This window comes from Gardnerella sp. 2492 (assembly GCF_050320365.1).
Taxonomy (GTDB): domain Bacteria; phylum Actinomycetota; class Actinomycetes; order Actinomycetales; family Bifidobacteriaceae; genus Bifidobacterium.
Genome location: NZ_CP186952.1, coordinates 819556 through 837563, shown reverse-complemented (window position 1 = coordinate 837563; position 18008 = coordinate 819556). Strand labels below are relative to the sequence as shown.

The following is an 18008-nucleotide window of genomic DNA, read 5'->3' as shown; positions in this document are numbered from 1 at the left end:
ATGTCCTCCCAACTTGCATTGAAATCGAGGATTATTTCTACGCAGTCCTTGGGTAAAATCTTCAAGGCTCAGGAAATGATTGCGTCCTCACATATCGCCAAGGCGCGAGATATCGCTTTGAACGCGAAGCCGTATAGTGACGCGATTTTCGATGCCGTGCAGGCGTTGGTAGCTCATCATGAGGCAAATATTAAGCATCCTATTTTTGGTAAGGAGCATTCCGGCAATCGCGTAGCGGTTCTTGCACTTACTTCTGATCGTGGAATGGCAGGTGCTTTTACGTCTTCGATTATTCGTGAGACTGAGGCACTTCTTGCCAAACTAGATTCTGAAGGTAAGCACGCGGAGCTGTATGTGTACGGTCGTCGTGGAGCTACATACTACAAGTATCGTAATCGTGATGTGGCTGGAACTTGGGAAGGATCTACAGATCATCCTGATGTCAGTATTGCAGAAAAGATTTCAGATACTTTAATGGATGCTTATATGACATCAGAAGAAGACGGTGGCGTTTCAGAACTGTACATAGTTTTCACTGAATTTATCAACATGGTCAGGCAGAAGGTGCGTACGTTGCGTATGCTTCCTGTAGAGCTGGTTCCGTTGAAAGACGGTGAAGAATTTGCTATGCATCGTCCTGATTATGAGGCTGCTTCTGGCCCTTCAGCGTCACTGTCGTCTACGAGTGCAGTTTCAGCTCGTGAAGAGGCTGTGAGTCGCAGCAATCCTGACGCTGTTGAATATTGTTTCGAGCCAAGCTCTGATGAAGTGCTTGATGCGGTTTTGCCTAAGTACATTCAGTCTCGTATTCATGAATGTTTGCTTACTTCGGCTGCTTCTGAGACTGCAAGTCGACAGAATGCTATGCACACGGCTACGGATAACGCACGCAATTTGGTGGAAGATTTGACAAGGAAGCTTAATGCTTCTCGTCAGGCGTCCATTACTCAGGAACTTACCGAGATTATCGGCAGCGCTGACGCGCTGAATAACGAGGAGGAATAGGAGCATATGGTTGAGAATAAAACCACAGCACCTCCACAAGATGAAAAGGATGCTGATCCAACAGCTGGTCATGTAACTCGCGTTCAGGGTTCCGTGATTGATGTTGAATTTCCAGTAGGCTATTTGCCTGACATTTACAATGCTCTTAAGGTAGATATTGCTACTGTGGGTAACACAGAAGGCGATACTGTACATGAGATTACGCTGGAAGTTGAACAGCATCTTGGTGATTCTACCGTGCGTGCAGTGGCTTTAAAGCCTACAGACGGCTTGGTTCGTGGAGCTTTAGTACGAGACACTGGCGGCCCTATATCGGTGCCTGTTGGTGATATCACTAAAGGTCACGTTTTTGATGTCACTGGCAATATTTTGAATGCTAAGCCTGGTGAAAAGCTTGAAGTAACCGAGCGTTGGCCAATTCATCGTAACCCACCTGCTTTCGATCAACTTGAGTCTAAGACTCAGATGTTCGAGACCGGTATTAAGGTTATCGATTTGCTTACACCTTACGTTCAGGGTGGAAAGATTGGTCTGTTCGGTGGCGCAGGTGTTGGCAAAACCGTGTTGATTCAGGAAATGATTCAGCGCGTTGCGCAGAATCACGGTGGTGTTTCTGTATTCGCTGGCGTTGGTGAACGTACTCGTGAGGGTAACGATTTGATCGGCGAAATGGCTGAAGCTGGTGTTTTGGAGAAAACAGCACTTGTCTTCGGTCAGATGGATGAGCCTCCTGGGACTCGTCTTCGTGTGCCTCTTACCGCTTTGACCATGGCTGAGTACTTCCGCGACGTGCAGAATCAGGATGTGTTGCTGTTTATTGATAACATATTCCGCTTTACTCAGGCTGGTTCTGAGGTGTCCACTTTGCTTGGTCGTATGCCTTCCGCAGTTGGTTACCAGCCAAACTTGGCTGATGAAATGGGTGCGTTGCAGGAGCGTATTACTTCTACGCGCGGCCATTCCATTACGTCTCTTCAGGCTATTTACGTGCCTGCAGATGATTACACTGACCCGGCACCTGCAACAACATTTACGCACTTGGATGCTACTACTGAGCTTTCGCGTGATATTGCTGCTAAGGGTATTTACCCGGCTGTGGATCCTTTGGCTTCTACTTCTAGAATTTTGGATCCGCGCTACGTTGGACAGGCTCATTACGATTGTGCAAACCGCGTGAAGGCTATTTTGCAGCGTAACAAGGAGCTTCAGGATATCATCGCTTTGATTGGTATTGATGAGCTTGGCGAAGAAGATAAGACCACAGTGAGCCGCGCTCGTAAGATTGAGCAGTTCCTTGGTCAGAACTTCTACGTTGCTGAAAAGTTCACTGGTCGTCCAGGTTCTTACGTTCCAGCTGATGAGACTATTGAGGCGTTCACTCGTATTTGCAATGGCACTTACGATGAGATCCCTGAACAGGCGTTCTCTGGAATTGGCGGTATTGATGATCTTGAGCGTCGTTGGCACGATATGAAGCAAGAGTTTGGTGAGTGATTATGTCAGAAAAGCAAGTAAAATCGCTGCACGTAAGTGTGGTGGCAGCCAGGCATCCTGTGTGGGAAGGTGATGCAAAGTTTGCTATTATTCCTTCGGTGAATGGCTCTATGGGCATTCTTCCTGGGCATGAGGCTGTGCTTGCGTTGATTGATCACGGTTTTGTTAAGGTCGACGATTTGAAGGGTGTGCGTCACGTTTTTAAGGTTACGGACGGATTCTTTTCTGTTGACTCTGACAATATTACGATTGCTGTTGAGCACAGTTGCAACGTTGATAAAGACGGCAATGTGTTGCCTAACGCTAAAGTGATTTAGGCTTACGTATAAGTAAAAGTAAGCTGCTGAAAAGGCAGAAGTTTTGGGTATTCTCAAGCTTCTGCCTTTTGTTTTTATTGCGCTCTTGTAAAGAAAATAGATCTCAGTGGCGAAACACTGTTACTAATTCAGTTAACGAACTGAGAAAGTAACGGTAATCACTCAAACACCGTTACTAACTCAGTCAACGAACTGAGAAAATAACGGTAATTGGCAAAACACCGTTAAAAATTCAGTTAACGAACTGAGAAAGTAACGGTAAAACGCAAAATACTGTTAAAAACTCAGTTAACGAACTGAGAAAATAACGCTCACAAGCGAAGCGCCGTGTTTGTTTCGAGCAGCCACTGCTGCGTTGCTTACGCTGAAACGAGTGGCGTGATGTTGCCGATGTTTGTTGCGCTTGCGTGGATTCGTCAAATCGCAAAGTGTGCTGTGAATGAAATGTGGCGTAAATAAAGTGTTCCGTAACGGAAATGTTTAGTAATCAAAATGTATTGCGCATAGTAAAATAGTGCATAGTTGTTTTTGATTTGTGTGCGTGTGTGTGGTAGGGAGAAGAAATGATTGATAAAGAAATGCAACGTAGACGTCAAGAAAATTTGGGTCTTGCAATAGCTTCAGGCAGGCTTGAAGGTAATTCGCCTTCAAAAGAGTTTCTTTATGACGCAAATCAATATGCTAAAGGTTTTATAACCAGTGACGAATTTGTTGATAGAATGCGTTCTAGGTATAATGTAACGGATTAAGTTATTGGGTTTTGTGCGTAATGGAAAGAGTTTTTGATCCATATCTTATTCCTCACACAAGTGTATTAAAGAACAAGTCTAATATAGATAATCAGATTGAATTAGATAAATATGAGAACGATGCTGTTCTTACAAGATGCTCTATTTTGTACGAAAACTTGCCACATGCTGAAGGAACTGTTAAGCAATTGCAGTGGATTCATCATTATCTTTTTCAAGATGTTTACGATTGGGCTGGTCAGATTCGCACTATAGATATGACTAAAGGCGGCGGCGAGCCGTTTCATCCGCTTGAATACATGGGCGTTGGGATTCGTTACTGTGAGCAGACGCTTAAAAATGATAATTTATTGCAAGGTTTATCTATTGATGAGTTTATTAGTAAGCTAAGCGTAAATTACAATAATTTTAATGTTTTACACCCATTTCGTGAGGGCAATGGTAGAACGCAGCGCGTTTTTTGGGATATAGTTGCGCGAGATGCTGGATACCATTTCGATTGGGGATTAATAACGCAGCGCATCAACGACAAAGCTTCAATCCAGGCCAAAGATACTAACGATACAAAGCTTCTTGAAGACATGTTTCACATTATTACAAAGCCTTTGCAGGTTGAGCTTTTAGCTCAGCAGCAGTTTGTGCATCTTGTTGAAGAGGAATACGAATATTTGCCGAATGTGGCTAGTGTTTTGCAAGATAGGGATTATGCGGCGTATAAAACGCGTTATGGCATAGATTGATTAGAGCTTTCGTTCGCGTTCGCTTGTTTGCGTTCGTGCGTGAAGGCTCTTTTCTTTTGTGTTTTGCGGATTTTTGTGTGAGCTACATGCAATATCATTCGCGTTTTGCTCAGTTTGCGTTAAGCAGCCACTGCGCTATGTCTATTACGCGTATTCCTTCAATGTCGTAAGAATCGTGGCGAGTATTTGCAAGTAGGATTTTAGGGTAAGCATCTTTTATTGCTTTTAGTGGCGAAAGCTCTCGCTCTAACGTTGCATCGTCACTAATGTTGTCTGAAACTTGAATATAAAGCTTCTCGCTCGCTTTTACTGCCACAAAATCTACTTCTTTTTGGTAAAGTTTACCAACGTAAATTGAGTATCCTCTTCGCATAAGCTCAAGTGCCACAATATTCTCGTACGCTCTTCCGTAATCCATATTGCGAGTTCCCAGAATTGCGTAGCGAAGTGCAGTGTCTGCTAAATAGTATTTTTCGTTTGTTTCTAAATATTTTTTGCCTCGAATATCGTAACGTTTTACTTTATAAAACATGAACGCATTGCATAAATATTTTAGATAATTTCCTACTGTTACGTGCGTTGTTTCAATCTGATTCTGCTTAAGTATTGAGCTTACATTGTTTGCAGTTGTGAGATTTGCAATATTATCCATTAAAAATTCGCATATTGAGTCAAGAAGTGACACTTCTGATATTGCGTATTTGTCTACTAAATCGCGTTTAACAAGAGTTGTATACACGTTTTTTATGTACGCTTGCGCATCGTCTTGGTTAGCGTAAACGTATGATCCTGCAAGTCCGCCATGTTGTAAATACCTTTGCAAAGCATCGTTAAAGTTGCTTGTTATTTCAAAGTATTCGCAATATTCTGCAAAGCTGAAAGGGAATATTGGTATTTCAATAAATCTTCCGCTAAATAGTGTTGCAAGATCCGAGCTAAGCAAGAATGCATTAGATCCCGTTAAGTAAATATCGTATTTATTACTATTGTGAAGGCTATTAATCGCAAGCTCAAATTTTGGGCATAATTGCACTTCGTCGATCATAAGAACGTTGTACGCTTCGTGTATGTAACGGCTTTCAACATACGCAAAAAGGTTTTTGTAATTTTTCAGATTTTCGTAATTTAGGTTATTGAAGTCAATGCTGATTATGTTAAGTTCTTGGTTATTTGACGTACCTTGCTGTTGTAGCGTGTTTGGAAGTTGCGCGTGCTTTGCCGACGCGTAAAGTTTGCTACTTTGATTACTGTAAGTGTTTTCTAAATACGTGCGGTAAGCGCGCAGTAACTCTGATTTTCCACTGCGTCGGATTCCGGTAATGATTTTTATATCTGGTGTGCCTTTAAGCCGCTTTAGGCGATTTAAGTAATCCGTTCTCTCAATGAGTTTCATTTCAATCGCCTTTCGTATTCAAAATCGTAGTATTTTTCGCTTTTGAAAGCAGATTCGTTTTTTAACTTTCAATACTTTAATTTTATTTTACTTTTGAAAGTATTATATCATTTTCACTTTCAGAACTGTAATATTTTTTCACTTTTGAAAGTGGATCGTCTTGTATAAAGTCCAAAGTTTGAGTTATCGATGACTTAAACTTCTAAAAATCCAAAGTTTAGGTCATGAATGACTTAAACTTGTAAAAAGTGGATTTTGTTGCGACTTCTGCTTCCGAAAAGCTTTATATTCAAGTAACTGAAAGTATGATGGATGAGTCTGTGCGCGAGCGAGAGTTAAAGCCGCTTCGTAAGATTCAGAATAATTACGAAAAGCTGGTTATTACTTTGAGTAAGGCTTTAGATGATGATTATGATGGCATTCGTGTTGAAAACATTGTTGATTGGCTGCTTAAGTAGCGTTGTTGGTTGGATGCTTGGCTAGTCGTTATAAGTAGGCATTAAAACGCATAAATCATGCTACTCCGAAACGAGTGGCGTAATGTTGCCGATGTTTGTTGCGCTTGCGTGGATTTGTCAAATCGCGAATCTTTACTTTTAAGTATGCGAAATCGCAATTATCTTTACTTTTGATGTTGATTATGGGAAAATAAGTAAAGATTTTAGTGAGTGAGTATTTAGATTCGTCATAATTCATATCAATAAAAACTATGCAAGCAGAAGAAAGAGAAGCGTTAAAAATGTATGATTACTCGGGATTGAACAAAAGGCTACAAGAAAAAGGCGTTAAGAAATCTCAGTTAGCAGCCGAGTTGCATATTTCTTCTCGTACGATTGCGAAAATCTCAAAAGGCGAAAAATTATCAAATTTAGTAATCGCGAAAATTAGCAACTATTTACAATGCAAGCCTAGCGGATTGTATCGCGTAATTTCAGGTAATCCTATTTTGCAAAGACTTAGGGAAGAGAAGGAGCATCGTATACCGGGTGGAATTTATCATGAGCTTCAAATTCGTATGACGTACAACTCGAATCATATTGAAGGAAGCCAGCTGAGTGAAGATCAAACTAGGCGAATTTTTGAAACTAATACTATCGGTTCCGAAGAAAAAGCGGATGGTGTAGTCGATAGCGCGGATTCAAGTGTTGGGGTAGTAGAGAACACGAGTATTAAAGTTGACGATATTGTTGAAACAGTGAATCATTTTCGCGCGATCGATTACTGCATTGATGTTGCTGAAGAGCCTCTTAGTGAAGACATGATTAAGCATTTACATTTGTTGCTTAAACGCGGAACAAGCGACGAGCTTCTGCCTTGGTTTCGTGTGGGTGATTACAAGTTGCGTGCGAATGTTGTAGGTGGTGTGCAAACTTGCGAGCCGAAAAAAGTGCATGATGAAATTAGCAAGTTGTTGGCAGAATATCTTTCTAAAACTGATTTGTGCCTAGAGGATATCGTTGATTTTCATTACAGGTTTGAGCGGATACACCCATTTCAGGATGGTAATGGCAGGGTTGGGCGTTTGATTGCTTTTAAGGAATGTTTAAAGCATAATATTGTGCCGTTTATTATTGAGGATCGAAAGAAATATTACTATTATCGCGGTCTCAAAGAATATGATAATGAGCGCGGATCCCTAGTTGAAACTTGCTATGATGGTCAAGATACGTTCCGCGCGCTGTTGAAGCTTTTTGGGCTGTAACGTGAGCTTTTGTAAAGAGACTGTATTGTGTAACGTATGTGCAGCGTGGTAGCGTGTTTCATACGATTTGAAAACGAAAGTTTTGCGGGAGATGCATTTATGCGTCGTCCGATTTTTTCATTTACAATCAGCTACGCCGAAACGAGTGGCGTGATGTTGCCTATGCTGGATTCGTCAAATCGCAGAATATGCTGTGAATATCGTTTCATTTCGCAAAATTAAAAAATTTTCAAATTTGCGAAGTGGGATTTGCTCTGTTTTAGTTATAATAGAAACATTGGGAGGTGTGCTATGAAGCTAATTGACAGGGATTTTTACTTAAGTAGGCTGCAGGAACTTAAAGATGTACCAGACATAAAGGTCATTACGGGAATTCGTAGAAGTGGTAAATCTAAACTGTTAGATGCTTTTAGTTCACGTATCCAACAAGATGCTAATGCGAATGTAATTCGAATAAATCTAAATCAGAAAAAGTATCAAAAACTTTTAGAAGAGGATGCTTTATATAACTATATTGAAGAACATTGTGTGGATGGTAAATCGAATTATCTTTTTGTAGACGAAATTCAACTTTGCAATGGCTTCGAACGTGTGATTAATAGCATTCATGATGAAGAATTATGTGACATATATGTTACTGGCTCTAACGCTTTTCTGCTTTCAAGTGATCTTGCTACTTTGTTTGGCGGTAGAGTGTTTGAAATTAGCATGTACCCATTTTCTTTTGCTGAATTTTGTAAATATTATTCAAAAACAGATAATGATGAAAGTTATATTGATAAGAGTGATATAGATAAGTATTTCGATGAATACTATGTACGTGGCGGAATGCCTGGATCTTACTTATATAACAAAGATTACGATGCGCGAAAGTATGTTGAAGGAATATATCGTACAACTATAGTAAAAGATATCGTGCAAAAATATCGCATAGAAAACGAAGATCTACTTGTTATGATTGCGAATTTCCTTATGGACAATGTTGGTAATTGTACTTCGATTCGCAATGTTGCTTCTGTGCTAACGTCAAAAACTTATAAAACTAATGATAAAACAGTTGGTGCTCATATTAGTTATTTATGTAAATCATTCATGTTCTACCCAATACAACGTTATGATATTAAAGGCAAAAGGTACCTTGAGTCAGATAAAAAGTATTATCTTGCCGATTTATCATTTAGGTTTTCGGAATTAGGTACTAGATATTCTGATGTTGGACATTTGTATGAGAATCTAGTGGCTATTGAACTTTTAAGACGCGGGTATGAGGTGTATGTTGGCAAGCTTTATACTAAGGAAATCGATTTTGTGGCAAAGAAGGACGGAAAGCTGACTTATATTCAAGTTTCTGACGATATTTCGCGCGAGGAGACTTTTGAACGAGAAATTAGTCCGTTGTTATCTATAAAAGACGCTTACCCAAAGATGATTATTGCTCGTACTCGTCACGATGAGATGGAAAAAGACGGTGTAAAAATAGTTGATATAGCGCGATGGTTGTATGAGCGATGATTTGGACTGAATGCGCGTAATAAGGCTATTTTGTTCTTGTACTATTCTTCTCTTTCGCATATGGTTTAGATTATTAGGAAGGTTCATTTCGCAAAATTAAAAAATTTTCAAATTTGCGAAATGAGATTTGTGTGGTTTGCGAAGCGGGATTTGCTTGGTTTTAACGCGCGCAAATCATGTTACGCCGAAACGATAGGCTTGATGTTGCCGATGCTGACTATGTTTCTATAGTGCGTTTTTGCGAAAATGTCGGTATAGATGAGTATTTTTTGCGTGCTATGCCTTCATTTTGCGAAAATGTCGGTATAGAATGCGACTTTCTGTAAGCTATGTCGACATTTTGCCGTTTTTGTCGTTTTGTTGCGGATTGTGACGAGTAACAGAGAGTTTTGACTTAGGGAGTGAGGCAAGCGATGTTTAGGAATGTTACTGCGTTTGAGCGCGCGCTTGGCACGGGGATTATTGTTTCTAGCAGCAAACCGATTCCGCAGCGCGTGCAGAAGCGAATTCGTGCTTTTATTGACGAGTATGAATGTACACTTTCTAGATTTCGTGCAGATTCGCTAGTTTCGCGTATGGCTCGCGCGGAGCATGGCGGCGATTTTGAGTTCCCTTCGTGGGTGCAACCGCTTTTTGCAATTTACGACGAGTTTTATGCTGCAACGCACGGAGCTTTTGACGCTTGTATTGGTGCAGATCTGCTTGCGATTGGCTACGATAATTCTGTGCAATTCGTTCCGGAGTCTGCTATTAGCGCGAGTGAGAATGAGAATAGCAGTAGTGACAGTTGGGCTAATTATCGTCGTTCGTTGCCAGTTAAGTGGGCAGATATTTCGCGAGATATTGACGACGGCACGCTTCATACGAATCAGCCAGTACAACTTGATTTTGGGGCAGCTGGGAAAGGTTATTTTGTAGATCTTTTAACGCAGATTATTAAAGAGGAGCTTGGTGGCAATTCGCCTGCGGATAGCGATTCGCCTGCGGATTTTGATTTTTTGGTTAACGCTGGCGGTGATATGCGCGCTTGCTTTAGCGAAGAGAATAGTCAAATAAAAGTTGCGTTAGAAAATCCTTTTGACACAACGCAAGCAGTTGGAGTGGCATCAATCGCAAGCGGAGCGTTGTGTGCGTCGTCTAGTGCAAGAAAGCGTTGGAAAGTAAGAGACGCGAATTGTCTTGCATCTAATGCTTTTGAATCTAATTTAATTGCAACTCACCTTATCAACGCTTTAGATGGAGCTCCTGCGCAAAAGCTCTCTGCAAGCTGGGCGTATATTCCTGCTAAAACTTGCGATTTTCCAACTGCTTACGCCGATGCGCTCGCAACTGCGTTGTTTGTATCGCAAGAAAAAAATTTGCAAAAAATCGTGCAAACTACCAGCGCTGAGTTCGCTGTAATGCTGCCAAATCGCGCGGCTCGCAAAACGCGTGATTTCCCCGCGCACTTTTTTGCCGAATAATGACTATGAAAAAGCTGTTTAATGAGTTTGTTGGACTTATTGGCTTCTCTCAAAACGAAAGATAATTCTCGTTATCAATATCATTTTTGATATATAAGCATATTTTTTACTCCGAACTATATCAATCTAGTTGATATATCGATATCATATTCATGTGGGGCCTTTGTAATGGCAAGTTTTAGTTGGGCTGCTCAACTGGGGTAGAGCGTAAGAAAACATTAAGAAGTATGCATCAGAAATATGCATAAAGGTGCGAGGAGATGTTATGTGCGCGTTATTAGCAATGCGCAAGATTGTACGAAGTGCTGCGTCTTTAATTATGGCACTCATGATTGCTATAGCTTGTTGCCTTGGATTTTTTGCTCCTACGGTTTCGTATGCTACAGACGCTGACAGAGTGTACCAAAGTTGGAATGCTGTTTCGCAAGCTATAGATGATCAGTTTGAACAAGGACAGAGCAACTACAAAAACGGAAATATAGCTGCAGCTGCAACTAGATTCCAAGATGCATACAATTCTGTGTACGTTGCTTCTAATTTTATTACGGTTGTTCGAGACACTATTGGTCAAGATAAAGTTCAATCGCAAACTGATAAGTTTCAACAATTACAAACGTTGGTATATCAACAAAATCAAGAATCTCAAATTAATGCAGTTGTTGTAGAACTAAAGTCTGATTTGGAAAAAACGGCAGAACAATTAGACGCAAACTCATCATTAGACAAACCTGACGTGTATGCGAAAAAATTGCGTGCTCAAATCAAAGCAGAGCGCAAAAAACTTGACGCTGCAAAAAAGAAGAATCTTGGCCGAAATGGTAGAACATGGGGTCAAGTAGCGCAAGAAATGAGCGTAATTCTTGATAAAGCGGTAAAAACTTACGCTCAGGGCGGCAAAAATGCTGGGTATCAAGCTGTAGATCTTATTAATGAAGCGTACTATCAGCATTACGAAAAGCTCGGTTTTGAGAAAAACGTTATGAACGCTATTAGCGGAAGCCGTGTATCTGAAGTTGAGTATCAATTCAAAGAGTGCCGTCAAACAATGAACAACGGTGGTTCTATTGATCAAGCTCGTGAACTTGTTAAAAATTTGAAATCAATGCTATCTGTAGACGCAGCAAAGCTAGACGGAGGAGCATCTGCAAACGCAAATCCTTTCATGCAGTTTATAACAAGTTCTTTCGGCCAAGCCTTCGTTATCCTGCTTCGTGAAGGATTAGAAGCGCTGCTTGTTGTTGCGGCGATTATCGCTTACCTTATTAAATCCGGCCATAAGAAAATGGTTAAGTACATTTATCTAGGCGTTGTTGTTGGTATTGCTGCATCTCTTGCTGTAGCAGCACTGTTTGGTGTGCTATTTAACGGCTCTGGTCCGCAGCAAGAAATAACAGAAGGCGTAGTAGCGCTTTTTGCTATGCTAATGCTTCTGTATACCAGCAATTGGATGATTTCACGCTCTTCTGTACAAGCATGGAATTCTTATATTCGCAAGCAAACCACGGCTGCAGTTTCTAAAGGAAGTTTAATATCGCTTTCTCTCTTAAGTTTCCTCGCAGTATTTCGTGAAGGTGCTGAAACTGTAATATTCTATCAAGCTATTTTTGCAGTTTCCGACGGAGCTGATTCCATGATTTGGACAGGTTTTGCGTCTGCTGCAGCTGTGTTGGTAGCAATATTCCTTCTTATACGTTTTGCTTCAGTGCACATTCCAGTAAGACCATTCTTTGCAGGCACAAGTGCACTTATGTCGATTCTGGTAGTAATTTTTGCCGGCGGCGGCATGCACGCGCTTATAGAAGGCGATGCTGTATCGGGAATATATATTCAAGGCTTGCCAACTAACGATTGGCTTGGATTCTATCCGTATGTGGAAACGATTGTTGCGCAAATCATAGCTGCAATAGTTGTTATTTCGCTACTATGCGTATCTATTGCGCGAAGCCGCGGAAAACGTACAGATAAGACTCCTATAGAGACGTCCGAAGATAGTAGTTCACAAGAAATTGCGGAGTCTTCTTCGGCAAAATAACAAGCATAACGAAAGTAATAATAACCAATAGAAAAGGTTAGATATGAAGAATAAAAAAATAATATCAATTGCCGCTTTAGTTTTAGCTGGTGTGCTTGCATTTGCTGGCTGCGGTACGAATGGTAGCAATAGCGGTTCTTCAAAGAAGCCGCAAGCTTCTGAACAAAAGGCCGATGATAATGGTGGAGACAAAGGTTTCGAGGAGATTCAAGTAGGACCTCACCAAGATCAGAACATTGGACCTCTTATGATTGGTGCTGTTTACTTCCAGCCAGTTGATATGGTTCCAGCAGGTATGGGCTTGAAGGCAAGCGAAGCAAGCTTCCACCTTGAGGCAGATATTCACGCCAACCAGGAAGGTACGAAACTTGGTTACGGTAAGGGCGAATTCATTCCAGATTTGACAGTAAATTACGAAATTATTGACAAAGCTAGCGGCGCTTCTGCTGGTAAGGGTACGTTTATGCAGATGAACGCTTCAGATGGCCCTCACTATGGTGCAAACGTTAAGCTAGACAAAGCTGGTTCTTACAAGTTGGTTCTTTCAATCGAATCCCCAGAAAAGCGCGGCTGGATGTTGCATGTCGATCCTGCTACCGGCGTAACCGGTCGCTTCTGGACTGAGCCAATCAAGGCAACATTCGATGATTGGAAGTACACTCCACGTCAGTGGTAAATTCTCAGTAATTTTATGTGGTTATTCGTTTAGTTTTTATAACTGAGTGTTTTAATCGATAGAAAATAACTGATAATCAAATTATTGATAATAAAATTATTTATTTAACAAGCAGTAAAGGAGGGAGTTATGCTCCGATTGTTTATAGCAGTAATGCCGGGGCTACTCCCTCTTACACTACTTGCAATGGGCTTAAGCGTTTCTCTAAACGTTGGAGAAGGTCGCGACAAGCCTGTGAGCGCACGCTGGAGACTATATGGTCTTACAGTTGGAACTATTGCTGCGTTAATTTTCGCAACTCTTCGTGCAGCAGTTATTATTAACCAGCGTAACTTTGTGAATATGCCGGTATTGTGTGTAGCTGTTCCTTGTGATGTAGCGGCGATTGTTACCGTAGCTTTTTCTCATAAAATAGTTTCCTCTTGGCGAAAACATCCGTTAATAATGCATATTAGTAATGCTATTGGTGCATTATGTCTTGCTCTTACTGTCTTTTATGCTTTACCAGATGTTATTTTGCAGCTCACTATTTTTGTTGACTCTAGCACGCCGCCGTTTACTTCCGATATGCTTCTTCGTGCTCTCGGATTAGTTCTTGGTGTTATAGTTGCAATCTGCTTGAGTCTTATGGTTCGTTCGCTTCGCGTAACTTCAGATAAAATATCCTTTACTATTGCAGTGCTGCTCAGCATGTTTATTCTTTTAGTGCAGCATATTACTTCACTTCTGCAAATTATGCAGGGAAGTATTCTTTTATATATTGACGATTTTTCCTTTAGTATTCTTGTTTGGTTGATTAATAACGCGCCTCTTTTGATTATGGCGCAAATATGCGTATTCGTTATACCAGTTTTATCTTCATTAATAATTGGATTGCGTACTGCTGCAGTTGGTCAAAATACTGCAGAAATACGTTCAAAGCGTGCTTTTAAGCGCAAATCGCGTAAGTCTGCACTATCTGCAATTCTTGCCGCGCTAACAGTGATTCTTACCCTTACTGTCGGCGTGGATGTTATGAATAGTAAGCCTACGCTCACTCCTCCTGAACCTTATGAACTGCATGATGGTATAGCTACGATTAATTTTGTGCAAGTTTCAGATGGACATTTGCATCGTTTCCAATACAAAGCAAAAGATGGTACCGTAATGCGGTTCATAATTATTAAGAAAAATGGTGGAGCTTACGGAGTTGGTTTGGATGCTTGCGAAAATTGTGGAGACGCAGGATATTACGAAAAAGATGGGAAGATTATTTGCAGAAAGTGCGATGTTGCTATTAATTTAGCAACTATTGGTTTCAAAGGCGGTTGCAATCCAATTCCTTTCCCATATAAAGCTGGTCACGGAAAAATCACCATTCATACGTCTGATTTAGACGTGTTAAGTTCGCATTTTAAGTAAGGAGACGGGCAGATGTTTTTGATTCGCATGGTTGCCCGATCCTTGGTGCGACAAATAAAAAAGCGCGTAATGATTGCTCTAGTAGTATGTTTGAGTACTTGCGTAAGTGTAGCTATGCTTAGTGTTGTTTACGACGTGGGAGATAAACTTAACGCTGAGCTTAGCTCTTACGGATCTAATATTGTAGTTCAGCCAAAATCGAGTGCCGTAGTAGACGACTTATACTCTTCTCGTGAGCAAGGGTCTTTTGAAAGTGCGAATAACCTAACTGACGCAGAATCAAGGGAAGCTACATCATCATTAAAAGAGTCGGATGTTTCTAAAATAAAAATGATCTTCTGGGCGTTTAATATTACTAATTTCGCGCCGAAATTGACAGTTCACGCACTTTTAGGATCACAGTACTCTAATAATTCTGCTAATAAAGTGGTTCCGATAGTCGGAACGTGGTTTAATCGCAAACTTGCGCTCGCTTCTGGAGAAACTACTGTAGTTGGTGTTAGGGGCTTGCGTTCTTGGTGGAATATTTCATCAGGTCGTTTTGCGCAAGATAACAAATCTGAAGCGATGGCTGGTTCGAAACTTGCGAAAGAACAGCATCTAACTGTTGGTAAACGCGTATATTTGCATCGTGACGGTAAACAAATTTCCTTGCGAATAGTGGGAATATACGAGTCTGGAGACGATGACGATAACGCTTTATATGTAGATACTAGTAAAGCTCAGTACCTTTCAAATAAGCAAAATAAGATTGACACTATTGAGGTTAAAGCGTTAACTACACCGGAGAATGATTTAGCACGTAAAGCTGCAAAAAATCCTGCTGCACTAAGCCAGGAAGAGTGGGAAACTTGGTATTGTACAGCTTACCCAAGTTCTATTACCTACCAGATTGAGGAAGTAATTCCTGGAGCTGTAGCGAAACAGGTTCGTCAGGTAGCAGCTCTTCAAGGAAACGTATTAAATAAAACTCGTGCGGTTATGATGCTAATGACTGCTTTAAGTTTGATTGCAGCAGCTGTAGCAGTTGCAAATCTGATGGCAGCTTCTATTTCAGAACGTTCCGGGGAGTTGGCTTTGCTTAAAGCTTTGGGCGCTCGCGATGGTGCTGTTGCGCGTTTGATGCTTTTTGAAACTTCTGTTATAGCTTGTGTAGGAGCATTATTGGGAATGATATCTGGATTTGGTGTAGCTCAAATTATTGGGTTTACAGTATTTAAATCTTCAATAGCATTTAGACCAATGGTGTTCGTTTTAGTGTCTGTGCTTATTGCTTTGACTGTTTTGGCTGCTGCCGGCTCGTCGATTCGTTCAATTCTGCGAGTACGTCCTGCGGAGGTGCTTCATGGCAGGTAAATCTTATAAAACTTCTAATAGCGCCATGTTTGCTACTATGCTTTTTGGCGCAGTATTTCGACGTAAGTCTCGCGCTATGATGGCTGTTATTGCAACTCTTGTTGGTGCTGCTACTTTATTCTGTTTAGCTGCAATCTGCCTGGTCGTTCCACAGCAGATGAGTGATGAAATGCATTCTTATGGTGCGAATATTATTGTGACTCCACTTGAGGGTGAGTGGAAGAACGGTATTGATCGTGCAATGGTTTTGCATACTAACGATATGGTTCTTGCTAAAGGTGCTATGCGTTCGGCTACGTATCGTTATGAGAATGTACGAATTAATGCTGCTCCTTATGTGCTTGCTGGTATTGATGTTAGTTCTGTTAAGTCGCTGAATAAGCATTGGAATGTTGACGGTAGCTGGCCAAGTGCTGGGAATGTGATGGTTGGGCGAGATGTTGCTCAAGCTATGAGTTTGAAAATTGGCTCTCGTATTGCTATCGCTTACCGTTCAGGAGATAACACGGATGGTTCGCATAAGGCTGCAGAAAAATTAGATAAAAATTCAGTTTCAAATTCAACCAATAATCCTACTAATTCATCAAAATTAGTAGAAGGTCGTGTTTCTACAGATATTATGGATACGCACGGAACTACTTTCCGCGTTTGTGGAATTTTGGATACTGGCGGCGCTGAAGATGCTATGCTTTATGCTCTTAATGGAGATGTGAATACTCTTACTGGAGTTAAGCGTGGAGCTGATGTAATCGCTTATTCCTCTTCTGCACCTAGTGTCGACGCGGTTGTTAGAAGTATTAACGATATGACTTCAATGCGTGTGCGTGCTCAGCAAGTAACCAAAGTAACTGCAGCAGATAAAGGTATTGTCACTATGCTCCGTAGCCTGTTTTGCATTGTTTCACTTGTTGTGCTCGTTTTGATGATGGTGGGCGTGAGTACTACTATTTCTTCGATTGTGCAGCAGAGAAGGAATGAGATTGGATTGCGTAAAGCTTTGGGTGCTAGCGCATCGAGTATTGGTATTGAATTTACTGTAGAATCCGGCTTGTATGGTTTGGTTGGCGGTTGTGTTGGTACAGCAGTAGGTTATTTATTCGCTCGATTATTGGCATCTATGGTTTTTGCGAGAGAATTAGGAATCGACTGGCTGCTAGTTTGTTTTTCTATATTGTTTAGCGTAATAGCTTCTTGCATAGCATCTTTGCCGCCTGTTTTGCGTGCTTCAAAAATTGATCCTGCGGTGGTTTTGCGTGAAGAATAATTTCATATAAGCGATTTTGTAAGTAGTTTATTTAGGATTTTAGTGAGGTTTTAATATGACAGAAACTGTTCAAGAGAATGCAGCAGATAGTAAGCCAAAAATGCTGTTGACTTTGGATCGCATTTCTAAAATTTATGGTTCTCTTCGAGCTGTAGATGATTTGTCGCTTACTGTTCCGGAAGGAGAGTGGCTTTCAATAGTTGGTTCAAGCGGATCTGGTAAAACTACGCTGATGAATATTATTGGCTGCATGGATTCTCCATCTAAAGGCTCTGTGTCTTTGCAGGGGCGCAAACTTGAAGATTTGAATGCTGGTCAGCTTGCGGATGTTCGCAAAAATGTGATTGGACTTGTGTTCCAGAAGTTTTATTTAGTTTCACATTTAACTGCAGTTGAAAATGTGATGGTTGCGCAATACTATCATTCCGTTGTTGATGAAGCTCAAGCGATGGATGCTTTGGAACGAGTTGGCTTGAAGGATCGTGCACATCATTTGCCGAGCCAGCTTTCCGGCGGTGAGCAGCAGCGTGTTTGTGTTGCTCGCGCGCTTATTAACTGCCCGAAATTGCTTCTTGCGGATGAGCCGACTGGTAATTTGGATGAGAAGAATGAGCAGATTGTGCTTGACTTGTTCAAGCAACTTCATGAGCAGGGTACTACGATTATTGTGGTTACGCATGATTCGCTTGTAGCACAGTGTGCTGAGCGCGAGATTATGCTAAATCATGGTGTGCTTGTTGGAGAGCGTTGGAATAGTGAGGAAGCGCGAAAAGCGTACGAGGCGATTGGTGGCAAGCCTGCGTTTACGAGTGCTCACGTTGATGAAAGCGTTGCGGAAGCTTTGCAAGACCATGAGCCTACTAAGTCGCCTAAATTAGCGAATTTAGATGATTAGTTGCGCAAG

At 41.1% G+C, this 18008-nt stretch carries 16 protein-coding genes; 15 read left to right on the top strand and 1 reads right to left on the bottom strand.

Annotated elements, in window-relative coordinates:
• From ACPFYS_RS03270 to ACPFYS_RS03250, 5 genes are all read left to right on the top strand, one after another.
• On the top strand, window positions 1-1005 hold the full coding sequence (locus tag ACPFYS_RS03270; RefSeq protein WP_427875896.1) for a F0F1 ATP synthase subunit gamma: 1005 nt from the start codon (window positions 1-3) through the stop codon (window positions 1003-1005).
• 6 nt (window positions 1006-1011) lie between these two features.
• A complete protein-coding gene (atpD, locus tag ACPFYS_RS03265) occupies window positions 1012-2499 on the top strand; it encodes a F0F1 ATP synthase subunit beta (RefSeq protein ID WP_427875895.1) in 1488 nt (495 codons plus the stop codon).
• A 2-nt stretch (window positions 2500-2501) separates the two neighbouring features.
• A complete protein-coding gene (locus ACPFYS_RS03260) occupies window positions 2502-2816 on the top strand; it encodes a F0F1 ATP synthase subunit epsilon (RefSeq protein ID WP_427877626.1) in 315 nt (104 codons plus the stop codon).
• A gap of 563 nt (window positions 2817-3379) precedes the next feature.
• Window positions 3380-3565: an antitoxin VbhA family protein gene (locus ACPFYS_RS03255; RefSeq protein ID WP_427875894.1), complete on the top strand. Its 186-nt coding sequence runs from the start codon at window positions 3380-3382 to the stop codon at window positions 3563-3565.
• Window positions 3566-3585: 20 nt separating this feature from the next.
• Window positions 3586-4305, top strand: coding sequence for a Fic/DOC family protein (locus ACPFYS_RS03250; protein WP_427875893.1), 720 nt, complete (start codon window positions 3586-3588; stop codon window positions 4303-4305).
• Window positions 4306-4414: 109 nt separating this feature from the next.
• Here ACPFYS_RS03250 and ACPFYS_RS03245 read toward each other — a convergent pair whose 3' ends face one another.
• Window positions 4415-5698: an ATP-binding protein gene (locus ACPFYS_RS03245; RefSeq protein WP_427875892.1), complete on the bottom strand. Its 1284-nt coding sequence runs from the start codon at window positions 5696-5698 to the stop codon at window positions 4415-4417.
• A gap of 248 nt (window positions 5699-5946) precedes the next feature.
• On the opposite strand from ACPFYS_RS03245, the gene ACPFYS_RS03240 reads away from it, so the two are divergent.
• The 10 genes from ACPFYS_RS03240 (at window position 5947) to ACPFYS_RS03195 (ending at window position 17999) form a co-directional block, all read left to right on the top strand.
• The gene (locus ACPFYS_RS03240) at window positions 5947-6156 is read left to right on the top strand and encodes a hypothetical protein (RefSeq protein ID WP_415684427.1); all 210 of its coding nucleotides are present in this window, start codon (window positions 5947-5949) and stop codon (window positions 6154-6156) included.
• Window positions 6157-6407: 251 nt separating this feature from the next.
• A complete protein-coding gene (locus tag ACPFYS_RS03235) occupies window positions 6408-7400 on the top strand; it encodes a Fic family protein (protein ID WP_427875891.1) in 993 nt (330 codons plus the stop codon).
• Between the two features lie 291 nt (window positions 7401-7691).
• Entirely contained in the window at window positions 7692-8912 is a 1221-nt protein-coding gene (locus tag ACPFYS_RS03230; RefSeq protein WP_427875890.1) for an ATP-binding protein, read from the top strand.
• A 413-nt stretch (window positions 8913-9325) separates the two neighbouring features.
• On the top strand, window positions 9326-10375 hold the full coding sequence (locus ACPFYS_RS03225; protein WP_427875889.1) for an FAD:protein FMN transferase: 1050 nt from the start codon (window positions 9326-9328) through the stop codon (window positions 10373-10375).
• Between the two features lie 265 nt (window positions 10376-10640).
• On the top strand, window positions 10641-12407 hold the full coding sequence (locus ACPFYS_RS03220) for an FTR1 family iron permease (protein ID WP_427875888.1): 1767 nt from the start codon (window positions 10641-10643) through the stop codon (window positions 12405-12407).
• Window positions 12408-12450: 43 nt separating this feature from the next.
• Window positions 12451-13083, top strand: coding sequence for an iron transporter (locus ACPFYS_RS03215; RefSeq protein WP_427875887.1), 633 nt, complete (start codon window positions 12451-12453; stop codon window positions 13081-13083).
• A 129-nt stretch (window positions 13084-13212) separates the two neighbouring features.
• Window positions 13213-14484 carry a Fe-S-containing protein gene (locus tag ACPFYS_RS03210; protein WP_427875886.1) on the top strand — a complete coding sequence of 424 codons (1272 nt, stop codon included), beginning with the start codon at window positions 13213-13215 and terminating at the stop codon, window positions 14482-14484.
• Window positions 14485-14496: 12 nt separating this feature from the next.
• Complete coding sequence (locus ACPFYS_RS03205) at window positions 14497-15840, top strand: ABC transporter permease (protein ID WP_427875885.1); 1344 nt, start codon at window positions 14497-14499, stop codon at window positions 15838-15840.
• A complete protein-coding gene (locus ACPFYS_RS03200) occupies window positions 15830-17104 on the top strand; it encodes an ABC transporter permease (RefSeq protein ID WP_427875884.1) in 1275 nt (424 codons plus the stop codon). Before ACPFYS_RS03205 ends, ACPFYS_RS03200 begins: the two co-directional genes overlap by 11 nt.
• 100 nt (window positions 17105-17204) lie before the next feature.
• Window positions 17205-17999, top strand: a complete 795-nt coding sequence (locus ACPFYS_RS03195) for an ABC transporter ATP-binding protein (protein WP_427877624.1) — start codon at window positions 17205-17207, stop codon at window positions 17997-17999.
• Window positions 18000-18008: the final 9 nt, after the last annotated feature.

Bases quoted from the DNA above. Each gene is read 5' to 3' on its own strand.
- ACPFYS_RS03270 (WP_427875896.1), top strand. From the start codon at position 1: ATGTCCTCCCAACTTGCATTGAAATCGAGGATTATTTCTACGCAGTCC.
- atpD (WP_427875895.1), top strand. From the start codon at position 1,012: ATGGTTGAGAATAAAACCACAGCACCTCCACAAGATGAAAAGGATGCT.
- ACPFYS_RS03260 (WP_427877626.1), top strand. From the start codon at position 2,502: ATGTCAGAAAAGCAAGTAAAATCGCTGCACGTAAGTGTGGTGGCAGCC.
- ACPFYS_RS03255 (WP_427875894.1), top strand. From the start codon at position 3,380: ATGATTGATAAAGAAATGCAACGTAGACGTCAAGAAAATTTGGGTCTT.
- ACPFYS_RS03250 (WP_427875893.1), top strand. From the start codon at position 3,586: ATGGAAAGAGTTTTTGATCCATATCTTATTCCTCACACAAGTGTATTA.
- ACPFYS_RS03245 (WP_427875892.1), bottom strand. From the start codon at position 5,698: ATGAAACTCATTGAGAGAACGGATTACTTAAATCGCCTAAAGCGGCTT.
- ACPFYS_RS03235 (WP_427875891.1), top strand. From the start codon at position 6,408: ATGCAAGCAGAAGAAAGAGAAGCGTTAAAAATGTATGATTACTCGGGA.
- ACPFYS_RS03230 (WP_427875890.1), top strand. From the start codon at position 7,692: ATGAAGCTAATTGACAGGGATTTTTACTTAAGTAGGCTGCAGGAACTT.
- ACPFYS_RS03225 (WP_427875889.1), top strand. From the start codon at position 9,326: ATGTTTAGGAATGTTACTGCGTTTGAGCGCGCGCTTGGCACGGGGATT.
- ACPFYS_RS03220 (WP_427875888.1), top strand. From the start codon at position 10,641: ATGTGCGCGTTATTAGCAATGCGCAAGATTGTACGAAGTGCTGCGTCT.
- ACPFYS_RS03215 (WP_427875887.1), top strand. From the start codon at position 12,451: ATGAAGAATAAAAAAATAATATCAATTGCCGCTTTAGTTTTAGCTGGT.
- ACPFYS_RS03210 (WP_427875886.1), top strand. From the start codon at position 13,213: ATGCTCCGATTGTTTATAGCAGTAATGCCGGGGCTACTCCCTCTTACA.
- ACPFYS_RS03205 (WP_427875885.1), top strand. From the start codon at position 14,497: ATGTTTTTGATTCGCATGGTTGCCCGATCCTTGGTGCGACAAATAAAA.
- ACPFYS_RS03200 (WP_427875884.1), top strand. From the start codon at position 15,830: ATGGCAGGTAAATCTTATAAAACTTCTAATAGCGCCATGTTTGCTACT.
- ACPFYS_RS03195 (WP_427877624.1), top strand. From the start codon at position 17,205: ATGCTGTTGACTTTGGATCGCATTTCTAAAATTTATGGTTCTCTTCGA.